Annotated in this window: 39 protein-coding genes; 15 read left to right on the top strand and 24 right to left on the bottom strand. The window is 42.7% G+C overall.

Features of this window, described 5'->3' with window-relative positions:
• Positions 1-47 precede the first annotated feature (47 nt).
• From MKP07_RS07390 to MKP07_RS37905, 4 genes are all read right to left on the bottom strand, one after another.
• Complete coding sequence (locus MKP07_RS07390; RefSeq protein WP_240846264.1) at positions 48-398, bottom strand: four helix bundle protein; 351 nt, start codon at positions 396-398, stop codon at positions 48-50.
• Between the two features lie 131 nt (positions 399-529).
• Positions 530-664, bottom strand: a complete 135-nt coding sequence (locus tag MKP07_RS37915) for a hypothetical protein (protein ID WP_262919191.1) — start codon at positions 662-664, stop codon at positions 530-532.
• A 31-nt stretch (positions 665-695) separates the two neighbouring features.
• Entirely contained in the window at positions 696-1,028 is a 333-nt protein-coding gene (locus tag MKP07_RS37910) for an inositol monophosphatase family protein (protein WP_317235963.1), read from the bottom strand.
• The gene (locus tag MKP07_RS37905) at positions 998-1,321 is read right to left on the bottom strand and encodes an inositol monophosphatase family protein (protein WP_317235785.1); all 324 of its coding nucleotides are present in this window, start codon (positions 1,319-1,321) and stop codon (positions 998-1,000) included. Before MKP07_RS37905 ends, MKP07_RS37910 begins: the two co-directional genes overlap by 31 nt.
• Positions 1,322-1,421: 100 nt before the next feature.
• On the opposite strand from MKP07_RS37905, the gene MKP07_RS07380 reads away from it, so the two are divergent.
• The 9 genes from MKP07_RS07380 to trxA all read left to right on the top strand — a co-directional run bounded on the left by MKP07_RS07380 (position 1,422) and on the right by trxA (position 5,361).
• A complete protein-coding gene (locus MKP07_RS07380) occupies positions 1,422-1,568 on the top strand; it encodes a hypothetical protein (protein WP_240846262.1) in 147 nt (48 codons plus the stop codon).
• Between the two features lie 386 nt (positions 1,569-1,954).
• Positions 1,955-2,389 carry a GH3 family domain-containing protein gene (locus MKP07_RS07375; protein ID WP_240846260.1) on the top strand — a complete coding sequence of 145 codons (435 nt, stop codon included), beginning with the start codon at positions 1,955-1,957 and terminating at the stop codon, positions 2,387-2,389.
• 14 nt (positions 2,390-2,403) lie between these two features.
• Positions 2,404-2,538, top strand: coding sequence for a hypothetical protein (locus MKP07_RS37900; RefSeq protein WP_262919190.1), 135 nt, complete (start codon positions 2,404-2,406; stop codon positions 2,536-2,538).
• 89 nt (positions 2,539-2,627) lie between these two features.
• On the top strand, positions 2,628-2,777 hold the full coding sequence (locus MKP07_RS43655; protein WP_449588832.1) for a GH3 family domain-containing protein: 150 nt from the start codon (positions 2,628-2,630) through the stop codon (positions 2,775-2,777).
• Between the two features lie 8 nt (positions 2,778-2,785).
• A complete protein-coding gene (locus MKP07_RS07370; protein ID WP_240846257.1) occupies positions 2,786-3,484 on the top strand; it encodes a GH3 domain-containing protein in 699 nt (232 codons plus the stop codon).
• Positions 3,485-3,523: 39 nt separating this feature from the next.
• The gene (locus MKP07_RS07365; RefSeq protein WP_240846255.1) at positions 3,524-4,156 is read left to right on the top strand and encodes a LysE family translocator; all 633 of its coding nucleotides are present in this window, start codon (positions 3,524-3,526) and stop codon (positions 4,154-4,156) included.
• A gap of 104 nt (positions 4,157-4,260) precedes the next feature.
• A complete protein-coding gene (locus MKP07_RS41045; RefSeq protein WP_317235784.1) occupies positions 4,261-4,665 on the top strand; it encodes a transglycosylase domain-containing protein in 405 nt (134 codons plus the stop codon).
• On the top strand, positions 4,578-4,955 hold the full coding sequence (locus tag MKP07_RS07360; protein ID WP_317235962.1) for a transglycosylase domain-containing protein: 378 nt from the start codon (positions 4,578-4,580) through the stop codon (positions 4,953-4,955). Before MKP07_RS41045 ends, MKP07_RS07360 begins: the two co-directional genes overlap by 88 nt.
• Positions 4,956-5,061: 106 nt before the next feature.
• Positions 5,062-5,361, top strand: a complete 300-nt coding sequence (trxA, locus tag MKP07_RS07355) for a thioredoxin (protein WP_240846252.1) — start codon at positions 5,062-5,064, stop codon at positions 5,359-5,361.
• Here the strand turns inward: trxA and MKP07_RS07350 are convergent.
• The 4 genes from MKP07_RS07350 to MKP07_RS07335 all read right to left on the bottom strand — a co-directional run bounded on the left by MKP07_RS07350 (position 5,358) and on the right by MKP07_RS07335 (position 7,698).
• Entirely contained in the window at positions 5,358-5,837 is a 480-nt protein-coding gene (locus tag MKP07_RS07350) for an SRPBCC family protein (protein WP_240846250.1), read from the bottom strand. The two genes, trxA and MKP07_RS07350, sit on opposite strands and share 4 nt — an antisense overlap.
• A complete protein-coding gene (locus MKP07_RS07345; protein ID WP_240850690.1) occupies positions 5,821-6,375 on the bottom strand; it encodes an AAA family ATPase in 555 nt (184 codons plus the stop codon). Before MKP07_RS07345 ends, MKP07_RS07350 begins: the two co-directional genes overlap by 17 nt.
• A 12-nt stretch (positions 6,376-6,387) precedes the next feature.
• A complete protein-coding gene (pnuC, locus tag MKP07_RS07340; RefSeq protein WP_240846248.1) occupies positions 6,388-7,017 on the bottom strand; it encodes a nicotinamide riboside transporter PnuC in 630 nt (209 codons plus the stop codon).
• An 84-nt stretch (positions 7,018-7,101) separates the two neighbouring features.
• Positions 7,102-7,698, bottom strand: coding sequence for a NifU family protein (locus MKP07_RS07335; protein ID WP_114790215.1), 597 nt, complete (start codon positions 7,696-7,698; stop codon positions 7,102-7,104).
• 285 nt (positions 7,699-7,983) lie between these two features.
• Here MKP07_RS07335 and MKP07_RS07330 point away from each other — a divergent pair, with 285 nt between their 5' ends.
• From MKP07_RS07330 to MKP07_RS07315, 4 genes are all read left to right on the top strand, one after another.
• Positions 7,984-8,397: a hypothetical protein gene (locus MKP07_RS07330; protein ID WP_240846245.1), complete on the top strand. Its 414-nt coding sequence runs from the start codon at positions 7,984-7,986 to the stop codon at positions 8,395-8,397.
• Between the two features lie 41 nt (positions 8,398-8,438).
• Positions 8,439-9,290: an MSCRAMM family protein gene (locus MKP07_RS07325; protein WP_240846242.1), complete on the top strand. Its 852-nt coding sequence runs from the start codon at positions 8,439-8,441 to the stop codon at positions 9,288-9,290.
• A 13-nt stretch (positions 9,291-9,303) separates the two neighbouring features.
• Positions 9,304-9,690 (top strand): OmpA family protein, encoded by a 387-nt coding sequence (locus MKP07_RS07320; RefSeq protein ID WP_240846240.1) that lies wholly within the window; start codon positions 9,304-9,306, stop codon positions 9,688-9,690.
• Between the two features lie 104 nt (positions 9,691-9,794).
• Positions 9,795-10,607: a vWA domain-containing protein gene (locus tag MKP07_RS07315; protein ID WP_240846238.1), complete on the top strand. Its 813-nt coding sequence runs from the start codon at positions 9,795-9,797 to the stop codon at positions 10,605-10,607.
• 49 nt (positions 10,608-10,656) lie between these two features.
• Here MKP07_RS07315 and MKP07_RS07310 read toward each other — a convergent pair whose 3' ends face one another.
• Positions 10,657-11,601 carry a hypothetical protein gene (locus MKP07_RS07310; protein WP_240846236.1) on the bottom strand — a complete coding sequence of 315 codons (945 nt, stop codon included), beginning with the start codon at positions 11,599-11,601 and terminating at the stop codon, positions 10,657-10,659.
• 105 nt (positions 11,602-11,706) lie between these two features.
• Here MKP07_RS07310 and MKP07_RS07305 point away from each other — a divergent pair, with 105 nt between their 5' ends.
• On the top strand, positions 11,707-12,063 hold the full coding sequence (locus tag MKP07_RS07305) for an arsenate reductase family protein (protein WP_240846233.1): 357 nt from the start codon (positions 11,707-11,709) through the stop codon (positions 12,061-12,063).
• Between the two features lie 2 nt (positions 12,064-12,065).
• Here MKP07_RS07305 and MKP07_RS07300 read toward each other — a convergent pair whose 3' ends face one another.
• The 13 genes from MKP07_RS07300 to MKP07_RS07240 all read right to left on the bottom strand — a co-directional run bounded on the left by MKP07_RS07300 (position 12,066) and on the right by MKP07_RS07240 (position 19,922).
• The gene (locus MKP07_RS07300) at positions 12,066-12,545 is read right to left on the bottom strand and encodes a DUF983 domain-containing protein (RefSeq protein ID WP_240846230.1); all 480 of its coding nucleotides are present in this window, start codon (positions 12,543-12,545) and stop codon (positions 12,066-12,068) included.
• A gap of 10 nt (positions 12,546-12,555) precedes the next feature.
• Complete coding sequence (locus MKP07_RS07295; protein WP_240846228.1) at positions 12,556-12,771, bottom strand: helix-turn-helix domain-containing protein; 216 nt, start codon at positions 12,769-12,771, stop codon at positions 12,556-12,558.
• Positions 12,768-13,007 carry a hypothetical protein gene (locus MKP07_RS07290; RefSeq protein ID WP_240846226.1) on the bottom strand — a complete coding sequence of 80 codons (240 nt, stop codon included), beginning with the start codon at positions 13,005-13,007 and terminating at the stop codon, positions 12,768-12,770. The genes MKP07_RS07295 and MKP07_RS07290 overlap by 4 nt, the downstream gene beginning before the upstream one ends.
• Positions 13,008-13,048: 41 nt before the next feature.
• Entirely contained in the window at positions 13,049-13,429 is a 381-nt protein-coding gene (locus tag MKP07_RS07285) for an AraC family ligand binding domain-containing protein (protein WP_240846225.1), read from the bottom strand.
• A gap of 105 nt (positions 13,430-13,534) precedes the next feature.
• A complete protein-coding gene (locus MKP07_RS07280) occupies positions 13,535-14,809 on the bottom strand; it encodes a TCR/Tet family MFS transporter (protein WP_240846223.1) in 1,275 nt (424 codons plus the stop codon).
• Positions 14,810-15,027: 218 nt separating this feature from the next.
• Positions 15,028-15,438 carry an asparaginase domain-containing protein gene (locus tag MKP07_RS07275; RefSeq protein ID WP_240846221.1) on the bottom strand — a complete coding sequence of 137 codons (411 nt, stop codon included), beginning with the start codon at positions 15,436-15,438 and terminating at the stop codon, positions 15,028-15,030.
• Positions 15,439-15,705: 267 nt separating this feature from the next.
• On the bottom strand, positions 15,706-16,065 hold the full coding sequence (locus MKP07_RS07270; RefSeq protein ID WP_240846219.1) for a bleomycin resistance protein: 360 nt from the start codon (positions 16,063-16,065) through the stop codon (positions 15,706-15,708).
• Positions 16,066-16,073: 8 nt separating this feature from the next.
• Positions 16,074-16,511 (bottom strand): molybdopterin cofactor-binding domain-containing protein, encoded by a 438-nt coding sequence (locus tag MKP07_RS07265; RefSeq protein WP_262919632.1) that lies wholly within the window; start codon positions 16,509-16,511, stop codon positions 16,074-16,076.
• A gap of 58 nt (positions 16,512-16,569) precedes the next feature.
• Positions 16,570-17,226, bottom strand: coding sequence for a molybdopterin cofactor-binding domain-containing protein (locus MKP07_RS07260; protein ID WP_240846215.1), 657 nt, complete (start codon positions 17,224-17,226; stop codon positions 16,570-16,572).
• Between the two features lie 78 nt (positions 17,227-17,304).
• Positions 17,305-18,291: a xanthine dehydrogenase family protein molybdopterin-binding subunit gene (locus MKP07_RS07255; protein ID WP_240846213.1), complete on the bottom strand. Its 987-nt coding sequence runs from the start codon at positions 18,289-18,291 to the stop codon at positions 17,305-17,307.
• Positions 18,292-18,367: 76 nt separating this feature from the next.
• A complete protein-coding gene (locus MKP07_RS37890; protein ID WP_262919189.1) occupies positions 18,368-18,916 on the bottom strand; it encodes an FAD binding domain-containing protein in 549 nt (182 codons plus the stop codon).
• A 62-nt stretch (positions 18,917-18,978) separates the two neighbouring features.
• A complete protein-coding gene (locus tag MKP07_RS37885) occupies positions 18,979-19,344 on the bottom strand; it encodes an FAD binding domain-containing protein (RefSeq protein ID WP_262919188.1) in 366 nt (121 codons plus the stop codon).
• On the bottom strand, positions 19,341-19,922 hold the full coding sequence (locus MKP07_RS07240; protein WP_240846211.1) for a (2Fe-2S)-binding protein: 582 nt from the start codon (positions 19,920-19,922) through the stop codon (positions 19,341-19,343). Before MKP07_RS07240 ends, MKP07_RS37885 begins: the two co-directional genes overlap by 4 nt.
• A gap of 327 nt (positions 19,923-20,249) precedes the next feature.
• Between MKP07_RS07240 and MKP07_RS07235 the strand changes: the two genes are divergently transcribed.
• Positions 20,250-20,606 (top strand): VOC family protein, encoded by a 357-nt coding sequence (locus MKP07_RS07235; protein WP_317235961.1) that lies wholly within the window; start codon positions 20,250-20,252, stop codon positions 20,604-20,606.
• 99 nt (positions 20,607-20,705) lie between these two features.
• Here the strand turns inward: MKP07_RS07235 and MKP07_RS07230 are convergent, their stop codons facing one another.
• Both MKP07_RS07230 and MKP07_RS07225 read right to left on the bottom strand, forming a co-directional pair.
• On the bottom strand, positions 20,706-21,761 hold the full coding sequence (locus MKP07_RS07230; RefSeq protein ID WP_240846209.1) for an NAD(P)-dependent alcohol dehydrogenase: 1,056 nt from the start codon (positions 21,759-21,761) through the stop codon (positions 20,706-20,708).
• A gap of 192 nt (positions 21,762-21,953) precedes the next feature.
• Positions 21,954-23,033 (bottom strand): MBL fold metallo-hydrolase, encoded by a 1,080-nt coding sequence (locus MKP07_RS07225; RefSeq protein WP_240846207.1) that lies wholly within the window; start codon positions 23,031-23,033, stop codon positions 21,954-21,956.
• Positions 23,034-23,133: the final 100 nt, after the last annotated feature.

Here is a 23,133-nt window from a genome sequence, read left to right as displayed (position 1 = left end):
TTTTATGTTTGATGTACGGAGTACGATGGACGCGGTCCGTTTATTTTTTAATTGTTTCTTAATGTTATAAGGGTGGCTACAATAATTTTTAATAAGATTTCACCCTCTTTATATATACTATTTATTTTTTCTTCAAAACTAGGATTGAAAACCACAAGCAACTCCAGAAAGTATAGGCTTTCATCTAATTCCTCTTCTACTATTTTTAGTTTATTAATATGATCGGCTTTCGATTTGGCCCTTCGGGCCGCTCTGTAATTGGCACCAGTTGAGCTTGAGGATCGGATGATTTGATTACAATAGGCCTTATTTAGGTTATTGTAAGGTAATAATTGCGTGAACAATCCTACTTCAATTGCAAACTTTTTGGTACGCTGTTTTAATTCCTCTGCATTCATAGGCTGTATTTTTGGGATTACGGAAAATCATTCCATTATACAAAATTACAAAGGGAACTCTAAACACTGTACACCATACATCGTACACCATACATCGTACACCATACATCGTAAATTATACATTCATACACCTACTTCACCCCATGAATCACATCCAGCAGCTGCCCATGTATCAGCCCATTGGTAGATACAATCCGCGGTTCATAGGGACTATAGCGGTTGCCTTCAAAATCCGTTACTTTCCCGCCGGCCTCTTCTACAATCAAAAATCCTGCGGCACTGTCCCATGGTTGCAGTTTATGCTCGTAAAATCCATCTAAACGCCGCAGCCACCCAACAGAGGTCAATAGCGGCAGCACCCAGGCGGCGAACCGGTACTCCTTCCCGAACAAATCTTTCAAACACTTCGATCGGGCCGTTATTTTGCTGTATATAAGTATAAGGAAAGCCTGTTACCAGGCAACTTTTCATAACATCCGTTTCTGCGCTTACCTTAATGGCTTGCCCGTTTAACGTAGCCCCCTCGCCTTTTTCAGCAAAAAACAATTCGTTCATATGAGGGTTATAAACCATGCCCAAAATCATTTCACCTTTAAACTCTACACCAATAGATATGCAATTAAGGGGAATGCCATGGGCAAAATTGATCGTACCGTCAATAGGATCAATGATCCATTTATAATCGGAGTTTTGAGGAAGCTCCCGGTTTCTTCAGTAAGAATATAATGATCAGGATAAGCTTTTTGAATTACTTCAAGAATCGCTTTTTCCGATGCGTGATCGGCTGCTGTAACCAGGTTATTACGCCCCTCTTTGTACTTTATTTCGAAGGTCTGGTTGAAATACTTCGATACCTGCTCGCCTCCGGCCATGATGGCTTCGTGTAATACAGTTTTTAACATGCGGCAAAGATAGGAAGCCATGCGGCAGGGGCATTAAAATACGGGAAAATCCCCTGTTCCGGCTGTTTATTTTATGCTTTCTTTGAACAATAATATGCAGCTTTCTTCTAAATACACAGAAATGAACCACACAATGATCAGTTTTCTTACCAACGAGCAAACACCTGAAAGATTGCAGGAGGCATTAAAAGCCCTGAAACAAAATGGGGCAAAACCGGCTCATCCAAAAAAGATAAGCTTTTGCTTATTCTGGGCATTTCTTTTTTAGCAGGCATCTTTGCTCTGTTTGTATTATTAATATTGTCTATGTTTTTTGTTTATTAGCAAAAACATAGATACCCAAACCTGTCTGCAATTGTTTAATTCGCAGTTTCCTCCGCGCCCCTCATTCGCCTCAAAATTCAATAGCCTTACTGCACGCGCCGGCAACTTTAGCACCGGGTAAAGTATATTCCCTGCTTTTAGGGTGCAATCATTATATTTGTTTATAAACATTAAGGTTAAGCGGGAGAGATTTTAAGGTTGTTTTGCACCAACCTAAACCATAACATCTCTTTGCAGCAATTTTCGAGATCGTATAAATCCGGTCAGAAAAAACCATTTTTCACAAAATCGTATCTTGCAACTTTGCTGCACCCACAAGGTAGTAGTTTTATGGCTTCAATTATAGATTTTAAAATACCGAAAGCGATTGCCAGGGCCCTGGGTCTTCCCACCTCAGATGCCCGAAAGCAACAGCGTAAAGTGCTTAAAAAGCTACTTAAAAAGGCAAGATTTACCGAATTTGGCCAAAAGTATAATTTTGACCAGGTTCTGCTGAGCAAAAATGTTGAAAAGTCTTTTCAGCAGGCTGTGCCTATTCACGATTATAATAAAATTTACAACGATTGGTGGGCAAGAACTCTTGACGGGGTTCCGGATATTACCTGGCCGGGGAAAATAGAATATTTTGCGCTGAGTTCGGGTACCTCCGAGGCTGCAAGCAAGTATATACCCGTTACCAAAGATCTTTTGCGTAGCAACACCATTAATTATATACGCCAGCTTATCAGCGTGTTTTCCTATCAGGAAGCCAATAAAAAGCACTGAGGAAGAGCTTTCTGATGATTGGCGGCACTACCGATCTCCAAAAAAGTGATATTGGCTGGTATGCGGGAGACTTAAGCGGTATCCTGGCTAAAAAAGACCGTTTTGGTTTCAGACCTTTTATAAGCCCGGCGGACGTATTGCTGCATTAAAAGACTGGAATGAAAAACTCAAGGAAATAGTAGAGCATGCGCGGGAATGGGATATCGGTTACATCGTAGGTGTTCCTGCATGGTGCCAGATGTGCATGGAAATGATCATTGAGAAATACAAGGTTAATAATATTCACGAAATCTGGCCGAACTTCGGGGTTTTCGTGCATGGGGGTGTTTCTTTCCAGCCATACAAAAATCATTTGAAAAATTACTGGGCAAGCCTATTATTTATATAGAGAATTATTTGTCTAGTGAAGGTTTTATCGGTTACAAAATGAAAGAGCATGCATTGGGCATGCAATTGATTACCAATAATAATATCTTTTTTGAGTTTGTTCCTTTCGATAGCAACAATTTCGACGCTGACGGGAATGTAAAGCCAGATGCAGAAGCTTTGCTGATTGATGAGGTAGAGTATGGTAAGGACTACGCAATTCTGCTGAATACCAATGCAGGTTCCTGGCGCTACCTTATCGGGGACACCATCAGGTTTTTGAACGTGGAAAAATGTGAGGTGGTTATTACCGGCCGTACCAAACACTTTTTAAGCCTGGTGGGCGAGCATTTGAGCGTGGAAAATATGAACTGTGCTATCGAAAAGGCCAATAATCATTTTAACATCAGCATACCCGAATACACTGTTACCGGGTTCCCTTATAAGAATTACTTTGCGCATAAATGGTATATTGCTACTGATGATAATGTAGATCCCAATGAGTTGCTGAAGTTTATTGACGATACCTTGAAAGCGATCAATGATGACTACGCAACAGAAAGAACCAGCGCCCTGAGTGATATTTTTATTGAAATTTTACCCGAAGAAAAATTTCTTAAATTCATGGAATTAAGAGGTAAGCTGGGTAGTCAAAATAAATTCCCCAGGGTTATGAAAGGCAATATGCTCGAAAACTGGGATAAGTTCCTGGCCACAGGTAAAATTTAACTTCGCTCCTTAAAAAACTTCACTAATCTTGCCGGCACTATGATTGAAGGCTTAATTAAAGGATTAACCTTAGGATTATTGTTAAGCATAGCGGTTGGCCCCGTACTTTTTTCTATCATCAAGCATAGTATCAATGTGGGGCATAAGGGTGGAATCGCGTTTGTTGCCGGCGTTTCTGCCAGTGATATTACATTCGCCCTGGTAAGTAATGTATTCTCCGCCTTGTTTTTGGAGATCAGCGAATACAAACAGGGTATAGGTATTACCGGCAGTTTGTTTTTACTGGCATTGGGGCTCTACTTTCTTTTCTTTAAAAAGGTAAAGATCAACGAGCAGGGAAAAGCCATTCAGATCAATTTTCGCAAGCGGGATTATGCCAAAATGTTTTTTTCCGGTTTCTTAATGAACACCCTTAACCCTTCTGTATTTTTATATTGGCTCATGGCCTCCTCTTCCGTTATCAATCATACTATACAGGAACGTGTGGTTATTTTCGCCACCTGCTTACTAATTGTGCTTGCTGCAGATATTACTAAAGTTATGCTGGCCGGTAAAATACGCAACCGGCTTACGCCACACAATATCCAGCTCATCAACCGGATCAATGGTATCATATTGATAGGCTTTTCCATCGCCCTGGTTGCGGGACTGCTGCTTTATAAGCCTCACTAATGAAAGGCGGAACTGTCTTTCCTTGGGTGATTTCACGATCTTTTATGATCAGGCGGGCGCTTGTTAATAGATAACCATCAAACTTTTATATATATTGCAAGGGAATGAAGCTGATTAAGAGAATATGGAAATTGATAAAGAGAACGTTCATTGTTCTTTTCATTGCCCAGCTCGTTTATATCGTCGCCTTAAAATGGATAAATCCGCCCATCACCATCACGCAATTAATTAGTTTGATACAGGAGCATGGCCTGGAAAAGGAATATGTTCCCTTGAGCCAGATGTCGGTAAATGCCGGATTGGCCGTTATCGCATCTGAAGACCAGCTTTTTCCAGATCACAACGGGTTTGACTGGAAAAGCATTCAAAAGGCACTGGATTATAATCAGCGAAAGCCGGGCGCGTTCGGGGTGGTAGTACCATCAGCCAGCAAACGGCAAAAAATGTTTTTCTTTGGCAAGGGCGCAGTTGGGTACGAAAAGGCCTTGAAACCTATTTTACTTTCATGATAGAAAAAATATGGGGAAAGAAGCGTATCCTGGAAGTATACCTGAACGTAGCAGAAACGGGCAAAGGTATTTTTGGAATGGAGAAAGCTTCACAAACCTACTTTGGAAAACCGGCGAAAGACCTGTCGCAAAGCCAGGCCGCGGCTATAGCCGCAGCATTACCTAACCCTAAAAAGTATTCGGTAAAACCGATGAGCCCCTATGTATCTGCACGGACGAAGAAGATTGTACAGCAGATGAATTTTTTAAGACCTGACAGGGATATACAGGCGATTATTAGTGGTCAATAAGTTAGGTCGAATCTACGTATCGATAGGAGCCGCATGAATCATGGCTTCCAGCCACGAATCGATGGTCTGTTTTTTGCAATAGTTAAGAGGAACAAAAAGAACAAATATGACTTTTCAGGAAATCATCAACCAGGATAAACCCGTATTGGTAGACTTTTTTGCAGAATGGTGCGGACCCTGTAAAATGATGGCACCGGTGTTGGATCAATTGAAAGAACGTGTAGGTGATACTGCAACCATCATTAAAATCGATGTAGATAAAAGCCCTCAGGCTGCCAACGCGTACCAGGTGCAGGGCGTTCCAACATTGATTGTTTTTAAAAATGGGAAGCCGGTTTGGAGACAGTCCGGAGTACGACCACTGGCCGAGTTAGAGCAAGTATTAAGATCTAATGCAGCTCATTAACCAAAAACCTGTTGCAAAGTTTTGTAACGGAAAGAAAAAATATGTTGTAGTTTTTTAGCTATTAGCCTGCCCGCTACCAATCGACCCGCGAACCCTAGCGGTAGTTTATAACTGACCAGGTCTGTCATCATTACTCCATTTGCATTTTCCTCGAAATGGTGTTCATGATGCCACATAGCATAAGGCCCCTTTCGCTGTTCATCGATGAAATATTTTTGATGAGCGATATGCGTAATTTCTGTCACCCATTTATTTTTTATTAAAGGAAAGATGGATATCTGGTAAGTAATAAGTTTACCTGGATACATATCGCCTTTGTTGCCCGAGGTGATCTCGAAGCCAATATTTTCGGGTGTTATATTTTGAAGATTGGCTGGCGTGGCAAAATAGTTCCAGGCCTCAGCAAGTGTAGTATTTAACTGCTGTGTCGCCTGCAAAACATAAATGCCTGAGTATTTTTTAATAGCGATGTTCATATAGTAGTTTATTTATGGCTTTAATAGCCATTTTGAGGCGATCATCATTGTTACCCCTGATCTCCACCCAGGGCGTTGATTGATTAATGAGCAGGTCTTTATACATTTTAAACAAAGTTTCCCGGGTTTCCAGGTCGGGATACTCCCGTAACTCATCCTTTGTCCAGGGCAGATCGGTATTACAAAGCAGGTAAAGATCGTATTTGCGGTCAACAATTTCATCCAATATAAACCAGTGGCATTGCCCAAAAACGAACTCGCACCAGACTTTCATCACATACATATCGGTATCGAGGAAAAGAGGCTGGATATTGGATGTGGGATTTTGGGTGCTGGATAATTGTTGACTTCTTACCTGCTCCACATACTCGTCTTCCAATGCCAGCTGACCCCTTGCTATTATTGCCAGGTCATCAAATGTATAGTTAGTGCCGTTTTGCAGCAGGTACTGCCTCGCATATTCGGGGCACCAAATAGTGTTATAATGAGCCGCTAGCTGCTCACAAAGCGTACTTTTACCCGTACTTTCCGGCCCTATAATTACGATTTTTTAACCATCACTCTTATCTAAATAGGCTCTTCTCCTCCATTTCATCAACCCTCCTATTGCTAAAATCAGTAAAACAAAATAATAAACAGATGTAAATACCAAGCCTTTTACAAAATATAAAGGCATGCCGCAGATATTGGTAACGATCCACCAATACCAGCTTTCTACTTTTTTCTTTGCCATCAGCCACATACCGGTAAAGGCACTTGCTGACGCAAGTGCATCCGCCCACGGAATGGCGCCCGGCGCAAAAGCTTTCTTCAAATAACTCAATGCAAAAAAGATGCTCAGGTAGAAAAAGGTGAAAAAACCAAGTTGACCACCCCATTCTTTTGCTGATGAAAAACGGACCTGAACGATGACCTGCTGTTGCTCATCTTTACGTGTCCACAAATACCAGCCATACATATTCATGATGGTATAGTAAAAATTTACAGTGGCCTCACCCAGCAAATGATATTTAAAGCTGAGCCAGATATAAATAATTGTATTAAGCAGTCCGGAGGGATAAACCAGGATATTCTCCTTACGGCTATACCACACGCTGGCAATACCCGCCAGTACAGCAATGTATTCCGGGAGGGTAGTAGCTTTAAGACCACTAATAAACTGGTTAAAAATTTCCTGCAAGAATTGATTTTTCCAAAAGTAAGGCTAAACAAAAAGCTGTGCGGTTTAATGCACAGCTTTTCAAAAAAACAAAAATTGAAAAAATTATTCGGCTTCTGCTACCACTTCTTTCACTTCGGGAATCATACGCTTCATCATACCCTCAATACCCGATTTTAAAGTGATCATCGATGAAGGACATCCGCTGCAGCTTCCCTGCATCATCAGGTTTACCACTCCGTCGTTATAGCTTTTAAACTGTATCGCACCGCCGTCCATTTCAACCGCCGGTTTTACATAGTTTTCCAGTAACTCTTTAATACGTTTAACCACGTCATCATCGTCGGCTAACACCTCGTTACTGCTTTCTTTTTTCACTTCGACGATCTCGTCTTCGTTAATTACTTCCTTACCTTCTTCCAGGTAATCTTTCAAAAACTGGCGGATCGAAGGTGTTACATCCATCCACTCAGCATCAGGCGTTTTAGTAAGCGTAACAAAGTTGCTGGCAATAAAAACAGCCTTAATAAATGGAAAACCAAATAATTCTGTCGCCAATGGAGACGGTTTGGCACTTTCCGCATCGGGGAAATCAATACTCTTACCTGGATATAAAAGCTTGTTGGCAACAAACTTCATGGTTTCCGGGTTGGGTGTCATTTCTGTATATATACTGATTACGGGACTTCCTGTTTTAATCATAACTGTGAAAATTAGTACGCAAAGATAACAAATCTTTTTAGGAAAGGTTGGGATTTTGAGCGGGATATTGACCGTTGGCAGATGAGAGCAGGCCGCACCCACCTGTTGCGACTGATGAATACACTCTACCCGATAAATTACCCGCAAGAATCAGGTTTAATGTCTTCAATAAAAAAATTGTGATCAGGGGTAACAATTGAGACAGATACCTGATATACCTGTAAATAAACTCACCGGGGAATGCCGAAAACTGACAGAGTAGGCTTCATTTTAAACAGGTATATTATGAAAAAGATATTTATTTTATTATGTGTATTACAAACGCTGGCAACGGCTATAATAGCACAAACCAACGCAAATGGTGCTGCCGGCAATGGTTTCGGGGCATCTTTAAGAGGCGGCTATGATTGGCTGCCAACTTATAATAACAATACTACTTATATTAATTATAAGGGCGGCCTGGCAGCGGGAGCAAGCTTTAACTATTATTGGGGTTGGCTCGGCCTGGGCGGCGACTTTGACTATATACAAAATCGTCCCCAAAGTACTTATCCAACCGCTGCGTATACCAGTAGCGTATTAGACCTGAAGGAAGATAAGATCAGCCGTATGTTCTATGGCATCGGTCCTTCTTTCAAATACCAACGTACAGAGAAGTTTGCCGCCGAACTGTTTCTTCGCGGGGGCTGGCCAATATAAAGGGTGGATATACGAACCTGTCTGTTACTTCGCCCCCTCAATTGCTGAATCATCATGCAGGATATGATGCTAAAAATGTATTATCTGCCAAGGCCCAGGCTCAGTTTACGTATTATTTTACCCGCTCTGTTGGATTGCATGCAGGTGTTTATTACCTGAGGCATTTTAAAACGCCGGAGCTTACCGATACTAAATTGGGATTTTCAGCGGCTTATCTTCCGCTTGCGGGTGATAATGCCGGGCCTCAGCCATCCATCGTGCAACGCAGTAATGCCTGCAACTGCGACATTAGTTCTTTGGGAGCTTTTGCCGGAGTTAGCATACAACTCCCTAAAAAAAAAAAGCCGGCACCTAAAGAAGATTGTAATACCTGCGATAATTATGCTTTGGCCGTTACAGCCAAGGATCAATATACCGGCGAAATACTACCGAATACAGATGTGGTGCTCAAAAATGTGTATGGCGAAATTATTCATAGCGGTACTACCAATAATTATGGGGTGGTTGTATTTAATAATATCACACCCGATAATTATTCAATAGCCGGAAAGCTATTTGATGTAGATCTGAAGGGTGCTGTTGCGAATAAAAGCGATTTCAAATCTAATCAGACACTTCAAAAAGAGATACTGTATACCGATGACCGTTTTATACTTCGCGGGCAGGTGGTAGAATGTAATATTGCCAATCCTTTAACCGGGGCATCGGTGGTGCTGACAAACAATGCAAAAGCTGAGCAAAAAACAACCAACACCAATGATAAGGGCTCCTTTATTTTTCATGCTTTACAGAACGCTGCTTATTCGGTATATGCTAAAAAAGAACGATTATTTCTCGCAGACAGAAACCATCACCACTCAAAATTTCGACCGCAACAAGACTCTGTTTATTAAGCTGGAAGTGTGCATGGAAAAAACAGACTGTGGTAAAGCGATCGTGCTTAAAAATATTTACTACGATCTTGACAAGTATTTTATAAGAGAGGATGCAAAGCCGGAACTGAACAAGCTTGCACAGTTTATGAAAGATAATCCCGGCGTAAAAGTAGAACTCTCATCGCATACCGATTCAAGAGCTTCGGATTCCTATAACATGACGCTCTCTCAAAAGCGCGCAGATGCAGCGGTAGACTACCTGGTAATACAAGGCATAAAAAAGGAAAGACTGATTCCGGTGGGTTATGGCGAAAGAAAATTATTGAACCGCTGCAAAGATGGAGTAGACTGCAGTGAGGGAGAACACCAGATCAATCGCCGTACCGAAATCAAAGTAATTTGTCCTGATAACCGATAGCCCTAACCAACCGGGGAGGTTGCACCTGCAGCCTCCCATTTTCAACCCTTTAAAAATTTTATTATGAAAACTCATTTTACAAAACCGCTTATTATTTTATTGATATGCATAATGCCTTTTTTACTATTTCCTGCAAAAAGAATGCGGCTTTGTGCGACTATGATGAAGCTCCTACTGGTTGTGCTGCCGGTATGGATGTAGCCTTCTTGATTGACTATACCGGGAGTATGGGCGGCGCTATCGATTCTATAAAAAGCGAAGTAAGCAGCATTGTTAGTACTATTATGGCAGAGTCTGGAGGCGACTACAGGCTGGCTTTGGGTATTTTTGATGAATACTCTAAAAAAGCGGGTCCTTCTTATATCGCCAGTCCTGCTTACACAGCGCTTCCCGCCGCTCAAAAGAAAGTGATAACAACGGGTACTAACACCGATCAGCATCTTACGATGATGGAAAAATTTGCACCGGCAAATGCTACTTCTTTCACTAATCAACTCTCTTTTCTCAACAATAACCCCAACATGCCGATGGGTTGGGGTATCGGAGGGCCAGAACCCGGAGATTTGTTATTGGATGAAATTTTAAACAACAGTTTTGCCGGAACCTGGCGCGGGGGCAACATTACGAAGCTGGCCATCATTATTACCGATGCCCCGGCTAGCGGCGATGATGATAATGCGAATGCAACAGATGATAGCTTTTTACAAACCCTTGCGGCTACCGCGAACAGTATGGGCGTGCAGTGTGTATTGCTCACCACTTTTAGTGGCAACTCATTGCATCCGGCTAATTACCAGCTGCAGCTTATTGCTAATAACACGGGTGGTTCTGCTGTAGTAGCGCCTACTTTTAGCAATATATCAAAAGATATTATCAGCCAGATTCAAAATATCTGCAACGAAAGCCAGCGCAAGTAATTCTTTTCTTCGGACTCTCTCTCCTTCAGAAACCGCCTGTACTGGCGGTTTATTTTTTATTCATTTTATAAACTGCGATAAGTTTTTTGATCCATTCGCCACATTTTTCTTTCCTTTCATCAAAACTCAGCAGGTTGTATTCCTTAACTAGTTGTTTTACCTCCGGCAAGTGGTGTAGGCTTTTTAACCTGGGGACAGATTCTGCAATTGACAGGTAATTCGTCTTGTTTATAGTGTTTAAATTTTCAATCAAACAGCTTTCGATCTCACCTGGATAGGCGCTGTAAAGGAGATCGGCTATCCCCCAATTAATGCCAGTTTGAGCATTAATTAATAAGGGTTTCAGCCTGGCTGCCTGGTTCGTATTCACCAGTGTACTCAAATCCCGCTTTTTACCATCCGGATACAACCAAACATAACCCTGTCCGGAGTTTAATTCGGTTAAACCCTCCCTTCGGGTGACTTCTATTTCAGCACATTTAACGAGCCATTCTATAGTTTCTGTAAATTTTACCCTCTCGTCATTTATTGTCAGTATCTGCTGCATTTCCCTGATTCTCTTCTTATAAATAGCGATATCTTGCTGATTAAGGGTTTTTAAGCCGTAACTCAACGCGTGAGTACTATACCGGCCATATTCATCCTTGTCCAGAAAGGCAATAACCCATGTTTGTTTTTGATACCGGGCGGGTTCGGGACAAATGACATTGACGTAAGATTCAACCCGTATTGAATCAGCAGTGATCCCGCCTTGCAAATTCTCTAATACTTTAATGGTAGCAATCTCAGGTCCAAAACTAGTACTGGAAATGAGCTTACCGTTTTCTATTTTATCGCTTCTTATAAAGCCATCCTGTACATTGATTACATACCCTACAATAATATGCTGGCTTTCTTTAACAAGTAACCTCAATGGGCGGGGAGCAATTGGGTAAGCGTGTACGCAAGCGACTGATCCCATGAATATAGCGGCTAATGTTATCAGGTATTTCATAAGTCAAAGTGTTAGTTTTTCAACAATAAAATGAAATAGCGACTGGCAGCAATTTAATCCAAAATTTTTGAAAGGTCTATTTCTTCTCTCTTAACTTTGATTGTTATGAAGAAAATTTACTACCTGTCAACCTGCAGTACTTGTGCCGAGATCATGAAGGATGCCAATATCAGCGAGGAAACAGGGTTCGAATTGCAGGATATCAGGACGCAGCCCATGACGTCTGCACAATTGGACGAGATGAAAAAGCTATCAGGGTCGTTTGAGTCTCTTTTCAGTCGCCGGGCACTTAAGTATAAAGAGCTGGGTTTAAAAGATAAAGCCCTGGCAGAGCAAGATTATAAAAACTATATATTAGAGCACGACACTTTCCTGAAGCGCCCGGTAGTCATTCTGGGTGACAAGATCTTTATTGGCAGCGAAAAGAAAAATGTTGCGGCTTTAAAAGAAGCGCTGCAATAATACTACCAGTTACCTCCCTGTTCTTTATTTAATCTTTCTGATTTTTTGGGAGGATTGGTTCGCCAGTTTTTATCGTACCTCACAAAAAAGGATAACCATATCGCCCGCGCCAGTCGCATTAAAAGTGGCTGCATACTAAGCAGGAAAACAGCATTGAAAATAAGCCAATAAAATATACGGTTATCATTTACGCTCAGGCCAATAAAAACCCACCAGGCTATAAGAGAGGCAACGCTTAATGCAATAGAAAGTGCGTAACTTATATAGCCGCTGCCATAATAAAAACCTACTTCCAGCTCAAAAGGTTGACCACAAACAGGGCAGGGCTCGTTCATTTTCATAATGCTCGATAACTTGTAAGGGTTGTTTTCAACAAACATATTACCCTTGCGGCAGCGTGGACATTTACATTGCAGCACTTTTAAAAAGCTGGGTTTGCTTTCTTCGGTAGGTTGAACGGAGGGAATAGTTTGTGTATGCATATCAATTCTTTTATTTAATCTGTTTTCTAAATTCGAAAGGAGTAAGACCGGTTGCTTTTTTGAAGAAGCGGTTGAAATAAGAGGCATCTTTAAAATTCAGGTTCCAGGCAATTTCTGCCGCCGTCATTTCGTCGTTTACCAGGAGCCGCCTGGCTTCCAGTATCACCCTGTCGCGTATCAGTTCACCGGCGGTTTGCCCGGTAAGGTCCTGGCATAACGCGTTCAAATGATGGGGGTGATATACATCAGCGCGGCATACTCATTAGGCAACTTCAGCTGACGATAATTTTTCTCAATCAGGTTTCTGAATGTTTTTAGGGTCAGCATTTTTTGATTAGGCATGGTATTCGCCACTTTTTTCCCCGAAGCTTCTTCTGTCAATATCAGGAAACGGAGTAGCAATACTTTGATCAGATCCTCATGAGCTTGTCCATTTTCAGCGGCCTTCAGCATCTCACTCATTAATTGTGCTCCTTCTTTAAAAGACGGCTCATTTAGCTGAATTACGCCTTCGTCACAATTACCACTAAAAAAGAGAACTGATCCAGGTAGGCAGAATTTAATAAAAACGACTTGAAATAGGTTTCAGAGAAGTTGATAATATAGCCTTCTACTTTCCCCTCAAACTGCCAGCCGTGCACCTGGCCCGGAATCATGAAATATGCCTGGCCCGCCTGTACAGGAAAGGTTTTAAAATCAATGGTATGGGTTCCGTTGCCGGCAGTAAATAAAACAATATGATAGAAAGCGTGCCGGTGCGGGTAGTTGAGCTTTGCATAATGACGCTCAATATACTCGGCAAAATCTTCAACCAGTATATCCTCATCTGGTGGCGTTGGCGAAGCGCTGATATTGCAGATATTATATACCGGGAACTTTGTCATAGCTGATGTAATACAAAGCAAAATTACAGCCCAATCCCGGTATTGCTATGTTGCTTTTCGGAGGAAAAATGGTACTAAACGGAGATTTTAGTATTTATATGAAGTTTAGTGTGTGATGGTTTGCTCTGCTGCGGGCTCATCCAGCCGGTGGGCCAATTCGGGATTCTCTTTGCGTTCTTTTTGTAAAACTTTTCGCGCAATCCAGACGCTGATCAGCATGAAAAGAGCCCCCAGTAAGAAAGGCGCGCCTGGGAAATGAATAGCCGACTCTTTATGTGTAGTATAATTGAAAAGGCCTGTCATAATTAATGGTCCAAATATAGAGGTAAGACTCATAAGGCTGGTTAAGCCTCCCTGTAATTCTCCCTGCTCATTATTAGGAATGTGTTTTGTAATGATCGATTGCAGAGCCGGGCCGGCAATACCTCCCAGACAATAGGGGATCAGGAATACATACATCATCCAGCTTTGAGAAGCAAAAGCAAACAAAGTCAAACCTGCAGCATACAACAAAAGTCCCAGGTAAGTACTTTTCTCGTCTCCGAGTTTAGGATTAATAATACGTATCAAACCACCCTGAACCACTCCTACCAGTACGCCCACAATTGCCAAAGAAATACCTACCTGCCTTTCGGTCCAGTTAAACACAAACATGGTAAAATAACTCCAGTTGCTTTGCACTGCGTGAGCTGCCAGGTATATGAAAATGAAACCGGCAACAAGACCTGTTATTTCCTTGTGTTTGATGAAGAATAGAAGTGATCCCACCGGATTCGCCTTTAACCAGCTAAAGGGCCTGCGGTTTTCCGGCTTTAAGGATTCTGGCAGCACAAAGTACCCGTATAGGAAATTAATAAAGCAAAGAATTGCCGCTGCATAAAAGGGCGCTCTTAAACCCCAACCTGCCAATAAACCACCTAATGCCGGACCTAATACAAAACCCAACCCGAAGGCGGCACCGATTAATCCAAAGTTTTTAGCCCGGTTTTCGTTAGTGCTTATATCTGCTATGTAGGCACTGGCAGCGGTAAAGCTCGCCCCGGTAATTCCGGCCAATACCCGTCCTACGAAAAGCAACGCATAGTTATGTGCCAAAGCCAATATGATGTAATCAACACAAAATCCAAGAAGGGATAAAAGGATAACAGGGCGTCGGCCAAACCGATCACTCAAATTACCCATTAATGGGGCGAATATGAATTGCATGGCTGCAAAAACAGATACGAGTAAGCCTCCCCAGGTGCTGGTTTCGTTAATCGGAATATGCTTCAGTTCTGAAAGGAGCTTGGGCATTACGGGTATGATCAGTCCCCAGCCGATAACGTCAATAGTAAGGGTTATAAAAATAAAGCCGATGGCAGCGCTTTTCGAAGTTTTCATCCGATTGGTTTTTATTTTGACGCGCGGAACTTTGCCATACCAGCTGTGTGCCGGAATATTTGAAATCTGATTCCGTTCCGTTTATTGCGCCTGCAAAGATGGGAAAACTATAAGTACAAAAGCGGTTACCCCTGTTGCATTTTATTTAATTTCTTCAAAAATGCCCGACTGCTTGTTCTTGCGAACATTGTCCCAATGGAAATAACGGCCATTCATGGCTACATAAATACCCGGGGAAGTGTTTGTGCAAATGCCAGGGCGCTGCCCAGGTTGAATAATCCATCAGAGCTACCAAATTTTATGGGGATCATAGCGCCGGTAATAACAACCGTCTTATTCTTTACTTTTTCTGCCAAAACTTTGGCTGTTTTGTCCATGGTATCGGTTCCATGTGTGATCACGATTTGCTCTTCTTCACATTGTTCACACTGATAAGCAATCAGATCCCGGTCCTCAGCCGTCATTTTCAGGCTGTCAATCATCATCAATGTTCTTATTTCTACAGGCACCAGGTTACGGCCTTTCTCCAGTAGCTCATGCAGGTGGGTATCTTTAAAATATAACTGCCCGTTTAACATATTATATTCCTTATCGAAAGTGCCTCCTGTAATAAAGATCCTGATTGCCATGGTTGGTTGGTTTGAGAACCAAATGTAATGAACTTTGTCCTGCTGCCGGGTAACCCCTAAATGGAGTAATGGACAGTATAAAAGAAAATGCCCGAATCCTTTTAATTCATTTAACACTACCTACCAGATATAAGGAGAAAACACCTGGATACCAACATCATTTGGAAAAAATAAAATGCTGTTAGGGTTGCCCGTCAACAGGTAAACCTTTGAGGAGCGGAAAATCAGGTGGCGGTTCCTAATAATCTTAATGGAACTAATTCCGGACTAAGGGAGGCTTTGGCCAAAAGTCAGCAGGTTATTGTCCGGATCCAGCAAAGAAAACTCTTTCTGTCCCCAGGGTTTAGTTTCCAGTTTTCCATTGGGATGAATAGGGATATTATTGTCTAGTAAAGATTGATACAATCCATCGATATTATCGGTACGGATATAAACCTGTCCATAATTCTCTGCCGGGTTAAGTTCTTTGAACTCAAAAAAATGGATCTCTATACCTTCTTTTTCTATCATCAGGTAGCCATCGTAGTCAACCACACCACAGTTTTTAAAACCCAGGCGGTCAATATAATAAGCTTTGGTAGCCGACTTGCTACGCATGGGTAATTTGGGATTAATAGCTGTAAGCATCGATCTTTTTAGGCTAAATCTAGTATTTTATCGGGAGTAATAGGCAAATCTCTTAAACGTTTGCCGGTTGCATTATAAATAGCGTTGGAAATGGCTGCAGCCACACCAATAATACCTACTTCACCCAAACCTTTAGCACCTGTAGGATTTATATTAACATCCGGCTTACCTATAAATGCCACTTCGATAATAGGTGCATCAGCATTTACGGCAAAATGATAACCCGCCAGGTCATTGCCCACCAGTCCACCCAAACGGGCATCAGCCACCTGCTCTTCCATCAACGCCATTCCAATACCGCCTACTGCTGCACCTGACATTTGGTTAGCGGCTGCTTTTTCATTTACTATTTTACCACCATCTGCCACGCAAACCAGTTTTTCTACTTTCACCTTTCCCGTTTTGGTATGCACCCGTACTTTACAAAAATGGGCGGCAGAGAGCAGAAGGCATATTGCTTTCTTTCATCGCCGGGGCCGGAACTGGCTTCCAGGTCGATGACCGTCAGCTTGTTTTTACCCCAGATCTGTTCGTAGGAAATAAATTCACTATTGCCTGTTTTATAAGAAATGCCCTTTTCCGAAAGTAATATATCCGCAACCGCGGCCCCTTATATTTTTCGTTGATAGTTGCAGCATATTCGGCCAGCTTCAGCTTTAAGGCATTGCAAACAGCTACTACAGCTCCGCTAACAGAAGATAATCCGTTACTACCGCCCTGGCTGGGCGCAGGTGGCAAAGTAGAATTACCCAGTTCAATTTTTATTTTGCTTTTAGGAATACCGGTAACCTCATGTGCAATATTATACATACCCGTTCCGGTTCCGGTGCCAATATCTGTCATTGCTGTTTGTACGGTTATGCTGCCATCTTTTCGCATTTCGATGCCTGCACTGGCATTTCCCCGCCCGGCGTTCCACATGCCCACAGCCATGCCGTAGCCAACACTCCAATCACCCTCTTTTACCTGCGCGGGCTGTGTTTTTCGTTGAGTCCAATCGATAATAGAGGCCCCTTTTTCGATACACTCATGAATATAGTTGGTTGACCAGGGTAAGCCTGAATCCGGGTTTTTATCCAGGGCAAGATTTTTAAGCCGCAACTGTACCGGATCCATTTCTATCTTATAGCTTAACTCATCAATAGCGCTCTCGATGCGCAAAATCGCCGGTACAGTCGCCCGGTCCTCTCATCCAGGTGGGTGTAGAAAGGTTCAGTGGTACGATCGATGACTCTGCTTTCAGGTTGGGAAATTTGTAAATAAGGCGGGTAACCCTGGTGATGCCCTCTCCAAAGCTTTCATAAACAGAAGTTCCGTTTTTGCCTGGTGCCATACACCCGCAATATTGCCCTCATTATCTGCTCCCATTTTCACTTTTTGCCAGGATGCCGGGCGGTAACCCACCGAGTGGAACATTTGCGGACGCGTTAACATCAGCTTTACAGGCCTGCTTACCTGCTTTGCAGCCATTACTGCAGCCAGGGCGCTGGGCCATACTCTTAAACCTGAGCCAAATCCCCCACCAACAAATTCGCTGAACACTTCTATATTTTTTTCAGGAATATTGAAAAGCCGGGCAAAACTGCGCTGTACATTATTTACCCCCTGGTTTTTATCAAATAGTTTAAGCTGATCGCTACTAACCCAGTGCGCGATAGTTGCATGCATTTCCATGGGGTTATGCACTTCTGCTTTTATATTATAAGAAGCTTCTACTATATGGGGAAGGCTGCCCCAGGCATCTAAAGAGCCCCTTTCTTTTCCCGCATTAGACAGCGGATTTAAGGGATGCTCTTTGTCAAAATCAACTTTAAAAGGAGTAGAGTCATAGTCGGCTGTAACCAGCGAGGCGGCATAAGTGGCGTCTTCCAGGGTTTCAGCGATGACCATAGCAATGGGCTGACCCTTAAAGTATATTTTATCGGTATGAAAAACAGGAAGTCCGAACCTCGATTCTTTTATTTTACCTTCATCTGCCAGGCCGGGAACGAGTGGTTTGTGCTGATGGGTTACAATATCGATCAAGCCCGCAACCTGTTTGGCGTGTTGCAGGTTTATATTTTTGATGGTACCGGAGGCAATGGAGCTGTCTACCAGCACAGCATAACAAATACCAGCCACTTCGTATTCTGCTGCATATTTTCCTTTACCGGTTACTTTTGCAACGCCTTCTACCCTACCTTCCGGAGGTGCTATCAGATCAAAAGGTTCATCAAAAAATGCCATAATAAACTTTATTTATCAGCCGGTGCTTTTGTTGAATAATATTTCGTCGTAATTGATCTTTATTAAAATGAACCCATTAGCCCGTCAAACAGTTTTGCAGCGCAGTTTCTATAGCACCTTTTAACATGTGTATTTTAAAAGCATTGCCGGTTAAGGGTTTCAATCCTTCTGTAGCAATAGTTGCTGCTTTTTCGAAATGTAAAGAGCTCGCTTCTTTGCCTTTTAAATAGACCTCGGCTGCATGCCAACGCCAGGGTTTATGCGCTACGCCGCCGGAAGCCAGTCTCGCATCCATAATTTTATTATCTTGTAAATGGAGCGCAGCAGCCACAGAAACCAGGGCAAATGCATAAGAATCGCGGTCCCGAATTTTTACATAAGCACTGTTTTTATGAAAAGGGTTGGCGGCCATATCAACGGACGTAATTAAGGCGTTAACAGGTAATTTGTTGTCTGACTGGGGCTGATTGCCGGGCAGCCTATGAAAATCCTTAAAGGCAATTGAAGCTTTTTGTTGTTTTTGATCGATAATGTTTACGGAAGCATCAAGGGCTGCGAGTGCCACACATAAGTCTGATGGATGTACGGCCACACACTGCTCACTATAACCTACTACGGCGCTCATCCTGTTTTCTCCTTGTATGGCGCTGCAACCTGATCCCGGTTTGCGCTTGTTGCAAGGACTCGTTATATCATAAAAATAAGGGCAGCGGGTGCGTTGCAGCAGGTTACCCCGGTGCTAGCCATATTACGAATTTGGGGAGAGGCACCGGCCAGAACTGCTTTTGCTACCAGGGGATATTTAGACAGTATTTGATTATCGGTGGTTAACAAGGTATTGCGAACCATCGCTCCTATCCGTATGCCATTGGCGGTGGTTTCTATTTTATCCGAAAGCGAGCCGGTTACATCAATCAAAGCTTCGGGCTGCGCAATATGCTTCTTCATCAGGTCTACCAGGTTGGTACCACCGGCAACAAACTGGGTCAATTCCTTCTTCGCCGCTACCGCTTTAGCGGCATTTTCCGTTTTAGTAAAACTAAATGGTCTCATACAGCTGCTACTTTTTGAATAGATTCAACAATACCGTTGTAAGCGCCACACCGGCAGAGATTGCCACTCATAAATTCTTTTATTTCTGCAACCGATTTGGTATGTCCTTCTTTTACACAGGCAACAGCAGACATGATCTGCCCCGGCGTGCAGTATCCGCACTGAAACCCATCACATTCTATAAAAGCTTGCTGCATGGGATGCAACTTGTCTCCATTGGCCAAACCTTCAATAGTAGTGACTTCTTTACCAGCAGCCTGCGCCGAAAGGGTAAGACAGCTGAGCACTCGTTCCCCGTTGATATGTACTGTGCATGCGCCACACTGTCCATGGTCGCATCCTTTTTTAGTACCCGTCAACTGTAACTCCTCTCTTAACAGGTCGAGCAGGGTAGTACGGGTATCGGCAGTTACCCGATACGGGGTTTTATTAATATTAATGGTGAGTGGGATCGTTTGTTTGGGTGGAACAAAAAAGTTTTTTACATCCTGGTATAAAGCCTTTACTGACTTAGGCAGGGCGGCCAGTGCTGCTAATGCTCCCGAAATTTTGATGAACGAACGGCGTGAACTTGTCATGTATGCAGATATTACATAAAGACCCTTGGAGAGGTCTTTACTTAACGTTTTCGATACAATAAATATAACTAAAAGTTGCTTAAATCTGCTAACTACAAAGAAATGAGGACGCAGGGGATTCGCCGGGGAATAGTTCAATTCTGATGAAATAAAACCTGGAACATGTAATGCGAACGATTCTGCTTGATCTCAGCTTCTCTTGCTCTCTGCGATAAATACCCTGTGCAGGACTCTGACCACTGCGATCAGATTTTTTCGGGGAAATAAATTTTAATACATTTATTATATATAAAATAAGGATCAAATGGATAACATAAAACTTGGCGCATTTTCAGTAAGCCTGACAGTAAAGATATTCACGCTTCTAAAGCGTTTTATGAGAAGCTGGGATTTACCTATAAAGGCGGCGACATTAATCAAAACTGGATCGTGCTCAAAAACGGCACTTCAGTTATAGGACTTTTCCAGGGGATGTTTGACAAGAATATGCTTACGTTCAACCCTGGTTGGGACCAGGAGGCGAAACATATTGAGGATTTTGATGATGTGCGCAAAGTGCAGCAACATCTGAAAGAACAAGGTATTGAGTTGACGGCTGAAGCCGATGAAACAACAACAGGTCCCGCATATCTCACACTAACGGATCCGGATGGTAACCCTATTTTAATTGATCAGCATAGGTAGGCGGATTGATCATTTAGAGTTCAAAAGTGTGCTGGCTGTTTCTTACCCAATAAACAAGGGGATAGCGTGAGTTATCCCCTTGTTAGAATATATTATTACTTAGTTCTTTAAGCTCTGCATATCGATTACAAACCGGTAGCGCACGTCACTTTTCAGCATTCTCTCGTAAGCCTGGTTAATATCCTGCATTTTGATCAGTTCTATTTCTGAAACGATATTGTGCTGACCACAGAAATCCAATAGCTCCTGCGTTTCTGCGATGCCACCGATCAAAGACCCTGCAATGGATTTTCTGCCCAATACCAGCGGGGCAGTATTCAGCATCGGTTCCAGATTACCCAGGAAACCAACTAGAACCAAAGTACCGCTGGTATGAAGCGTCTGCACATAAGGATTCAGGTCATGTACATAAGGCACCGTATCGATGATCAGGTCAAATTTGCCTCTTACAGAGTCCATCTGTATGTGGTCTGTGGAAATAATAACTTCGTCTGCTCCTAATGATTTCGCTTCTTCTGTTTTTCCTGCACTTCTTGAAAAGAGGGTAACTTCTGCGCCAAGGGCATGGGCTAGTTTCAAGGCCATGTGTCCTAAACCGCCCAAACCTACCACCGCCACTTTGCTGCCTTCTTTCACTTTCCAGTGCCTCAAGGGCGACCAGGTAGTAATACCCGCACAAAGGATGGGAGCTACTGCTGCCAGGTCGAGGTTCTCAGGAACTTTTAAAACAAAATGTTGATCTACCACTACTTTCTCGGAGTAACCACCAAAAGTATGGCCGCCCGAATGTTTGTCTTTACCGTTATAAGTACCCGTAAATCCGTTCAGGCAAAATTGCTCAAGATCTTGTTTGCAGTTGTCGCAGGTTTTACAGCTATCCACCATACAACCTACTGCCGCCAGGTCCCCGGCTTTAAATTTCGTTACCTCGCTACCTACTTTGGTAACTCTACCCACAATTTCATGTCCTGGAACAGAGGGGTATTTAGAACCACCCCAGTCATTACGGGCGGTGTGCAGGTCAGAGTGACAAACGCCGCAGTATAATATTTCAATTTCCACGTCCTGTGGGGTTACATCACGACGATCGATATGCATAGGTTGAAGATCAGCGTCAGCTGCTTCTGTACCGAAAGCTTTTACATTCGTACTCATTGGGGTATCGGTTTACTGTTGATTGTTAATTGTTGATATTTCATGGCAGGGTCTGCCATAATAGTAAACATTAACTAACAAGTCAGTTCCAACAAAGTTGCCGGTAGTTTTGAAAATAAAAGTTACGTCGTTGCAAAAATCCGTCAACGAGGGACGCACTGTTTTATGTTTCTCTGAGAGACGCGTGACATTTTACTGCCACCATTTTTTAAAGGTCTGCAGGGTGTCTTTGAGATGTACTACTTCGCCAATCATCGGTGTCATAAGATGGATGCTGTCTTTTTCGGCAGCTTTGGAAATATTTTCCAGCGGTTCGCTCCAGGCGTGCATGGCCAAAGCATACTTAGAGTTGTGAACGGTAAATAGCCTTTTAGGGTCTAGTTCTTTAACGGCTTTTACCAGGTCTTCCGGCACCAGGTGAATGTATTTCCAGGCATCATTATACTGCCCGTTTTCCAAAATAGCCAGATCAATGGTGCCAAACCGTTGTTTAATAGCGGTGTAGTGGTTGTCGTAGCCAGAGTCTCCACCTAAATAAATATTGCCACCTTCGGGTGACTGTAACATAAAGGAGGCCCATAAAGACTTATTACGGGTAAGACCCCGGCCCGAAAAGTGCCTGGCCGGTAGCGCAGTAATGGTAAACCCATCTACTGAAGTTTGCTCATTCCAATCCAGCTCTACAATTTTATTCCTATCGAATCCCCAATACTCCAGGTGCTCGCCCACGCCTAAAGGACAAATCACTTTACCTACCCGATCTTTTAGGTTAAGCATGGTTGTATAATCCAGGTGATCCCAGTGATCGTGCGTGAGAATCAATACATCTGCATTGGGAAGATCCTCCGGTTGGTAAGTAGAGGCGCCATTAAAGGCTTTATTAAAAGCGGATAAGGGAGAGGCTGAAACCAATACAGGGTCGACCAGGAATTTTTTGCCCGCCACCTGCATGTATAAAGAAGAGTGTCCCATCCACACCAGGGCATCTTCAGCGCCTAAACCATTTAAATTGGTTTTAATAGTAGGAATATCTTTTGAAGGACGAAGGTCTTTTACTTTCTTAAAAAAGAAATCGTATAAAACACCGGTAAAGCCTTTGTCAGAAGAAAAGTTGGGCGTAGGACTTTGATTTTGAAAGGCATCATCCCTGTAATTTGGCGATTTTTTGATCCGTGCCAGCCGCTCGCCTGAAGGAGCTTTTCCGAAACTTTTTGATTGACAAAGATCATCACAGCAGCAATGATGATCAGGATAGCCGATAGCAGCACCCACATGAGTTTTCGCAATTTATTTTTTAAAGAAATCTTCATTACGGTTGATTCACATTAAGCAACAAGCAAAAATATGCCTGGTTTAAAGAAAGACGACCGTA

The sequence above is a fragment of the Paraniabella hibiscisoli genome (genome assembly GCF_022512515.1).
GTDB lineage: Bacteria > Bacteroidota > Bacteroidia > Chitinophagales > Chitinophagaceae > Niabella > Niabella hibiscisoli.
The sequence above is the reverse complement of the archived record's forward strand: the minus strand, read 5'-3'. Positions and strand labels throughout refer to the sequence as shown.

Bases quoted from the DNA above. Each gene is read 5' to 3' on its own strand.
- MKP07_RS07275 (WP_240846221.1), bottom strand. From the start codon at position 15,438: ATGGCAATCAGGATCTTTATTACAGGAGGCACTTTCGATAAGGAATAT.
- MKP07_RS07390 (WP_240846264.1), bottom strand. From the start codon at position 398: ATGAATGCAGAGGAATTAAAACAGCGTACCAAAAAGTTTGCAATTGAA.
- MKP07_RS07335 (WP_114790215.1), bottom strand. From the start codon at position 7,698: ATGATTAAAACAGGAAGTCCCGTAATCAGTATATATACAGAAATGACA.
- MKP07_RS07290 (WP_240846226.1), bottom strand. From the start codon at position 13,007: ATGAGTGAGATGCTGAAGGCCGCTGAAAATGGACAAGCTCATGAGGAT.
- MKP07_RS07305 (WP_240846233.1), top strand. From the start codon at position 11,707: ATGAAGAAAATTTACTACCTGTCAACCTGCAGTACTTGTGCCGAGATC.
- MKP07_RS07375 (WP_240846260.1), top strand. From the start codon at position 1,955: ATGGCTTCAATTATAGATTTTAAAATACCGAAAGCGATTGCCAGGGCC.
- MKP07_RS07300 (WP_240846230.1), bottom strand. From the start codon at position 12,545: ATGCATACACAAACTATTCCCTCCGTTCAACCTACCGAAGAAAGCAAA.
- MKP07_RS07350 (WP_240846250.1), bottom strand. From the start codon at position 5,837: ATGAACATCGCTATTAAAAAATACTCAGGCATTTATGTTTTGCAGGCG.
- MKP07_RS07230 (WP_240846209.1), bottom strand. From the start codon at position 21,761: ATGAGTACGAATGTAAAAGCTTTCGGTACAGAAGCAGCTGACGCTGAT.
- MKP07_RS07330 (WP_240846245.1), top strand. From the start codon at position 7,984: ATGAAAAAGATATTTATTTTATTATGTGTATTACAAACGCTGGCAACG.
- MKP07_RS37900 (WP_262919190.1), top strand. From the start codon at position 2,404: ATGATTGGCGGCACTACCGATCTCCAAAAAAGTGATATTGGCTGGTAT.
- MKP07_RS07315 (WP_240846238.1), top strand. From the start codon at position 9,795: ATGCATAATGCCTTTTTTACTATTTCCTGCAAAAAGAATGCGGCTTTG.
- MKP07_RS07270 (WP_240846219.1), bottom strand. From the start codon at position 16,065: ATGCTTACAGCTATTAATCCCAAATTACCCATGCGTAGCAAGTCGGCT.
- MKP07_RS07310 (WP_240846236.1), bottom strand. From the start codon at position 11,601: ATGAAATACCTGATAACATTAGCCGCTATATTCATGGGATCAGTCGCT.
- trxA (WP_240846252.1), top strand. From the start codon at position 5,062: ATGACTTTTCAGGAAATCATCAACCAGGATAAACCCGTATTGGTAGAC.
- MKP07_RS43655 (WP_449588832.1), top strand. From the start codon at position 2,628: ATGTGCATGGAAATGATCATTGAGAAATACAAGGTTAATAATATTCAC.
- MKP07_RS07365 (WP_240846255.1), top strand. From the start codon at position 3,524: ATGATTGAAGGCTTAATTAAAGGATTAACCTTAGGATTATTGTTAAGC.
- MKP07_RS07280 (WP_240846223.1), bottom strand. From the start codon at position 14,809: ATGAAAACTTCGAAAAGCGCTGCCATCGGCTTTATTTTTATAACCCTT.
- MKP07_RS37890 (WP_262919189.1), bottom strand. From the start codon at position 18,916: ATGAGCGCCGTAGTAGGTTATAGTGAGCAGTGTGTGGCCGTACATCCA.
- MKP07_RS41045 (WP_317235784.1), top strand. From the start codon at position 4,261: ATGAAGCTGATTAAGAGAATATGGAAATTGATAAAGAGAACGTTCATT.
- MKP07_RS37885 (WP_262919188.1), bottom strand. From the start codon at position 19,344: ATGAGACCATTTAGTTTTACTAAAACGGAAAATGCCGCTAAAGCGGTA.
- MKP07_RS07240 (WP_240846211.1), bottom strand. From the start codon at position 19,922: ATGACAAGTTCACGCCGTTCGTTCATCAAAATTTCGGGAGCATTAGCA.
- MKP07_RS37905 (WP_317235785.1), bottom strand. From the start codon at position 1,321: ATGGCTTCCTATCTTTGCCGCATGTTAAAAACTGTATTACACGAAGCC.
- MKP07_RS07285 (WP_240846225.1), bottom strand. From the start codon at position 13,429: ATGACAAAGTTCCCGGTATATAATATCTGCAATATCAGCGCTTCGCCA.
- MKP07_RS07380 (WP_240846262.1), top strand. From the start codon at position 1,422: ATGAACCACACAATGATCAGTTTTCTTACCAACGAGCAAACACCTGAA.
- MKP07_RS07255 (WP_240846213.1), bottom strand. From the start codon at position 18,291: ATGGCATTTTTTGATGAACCTTTTGATCTGATAGCACCTCCGGAAGGT.
- MKP07_RS07320 (WP_240846240.1), top strand. From the start codon at position 9,304: ATGGAAAAAACAGACTGTGGTAAAGCGATCGTGCTTAAAAATATTTAC.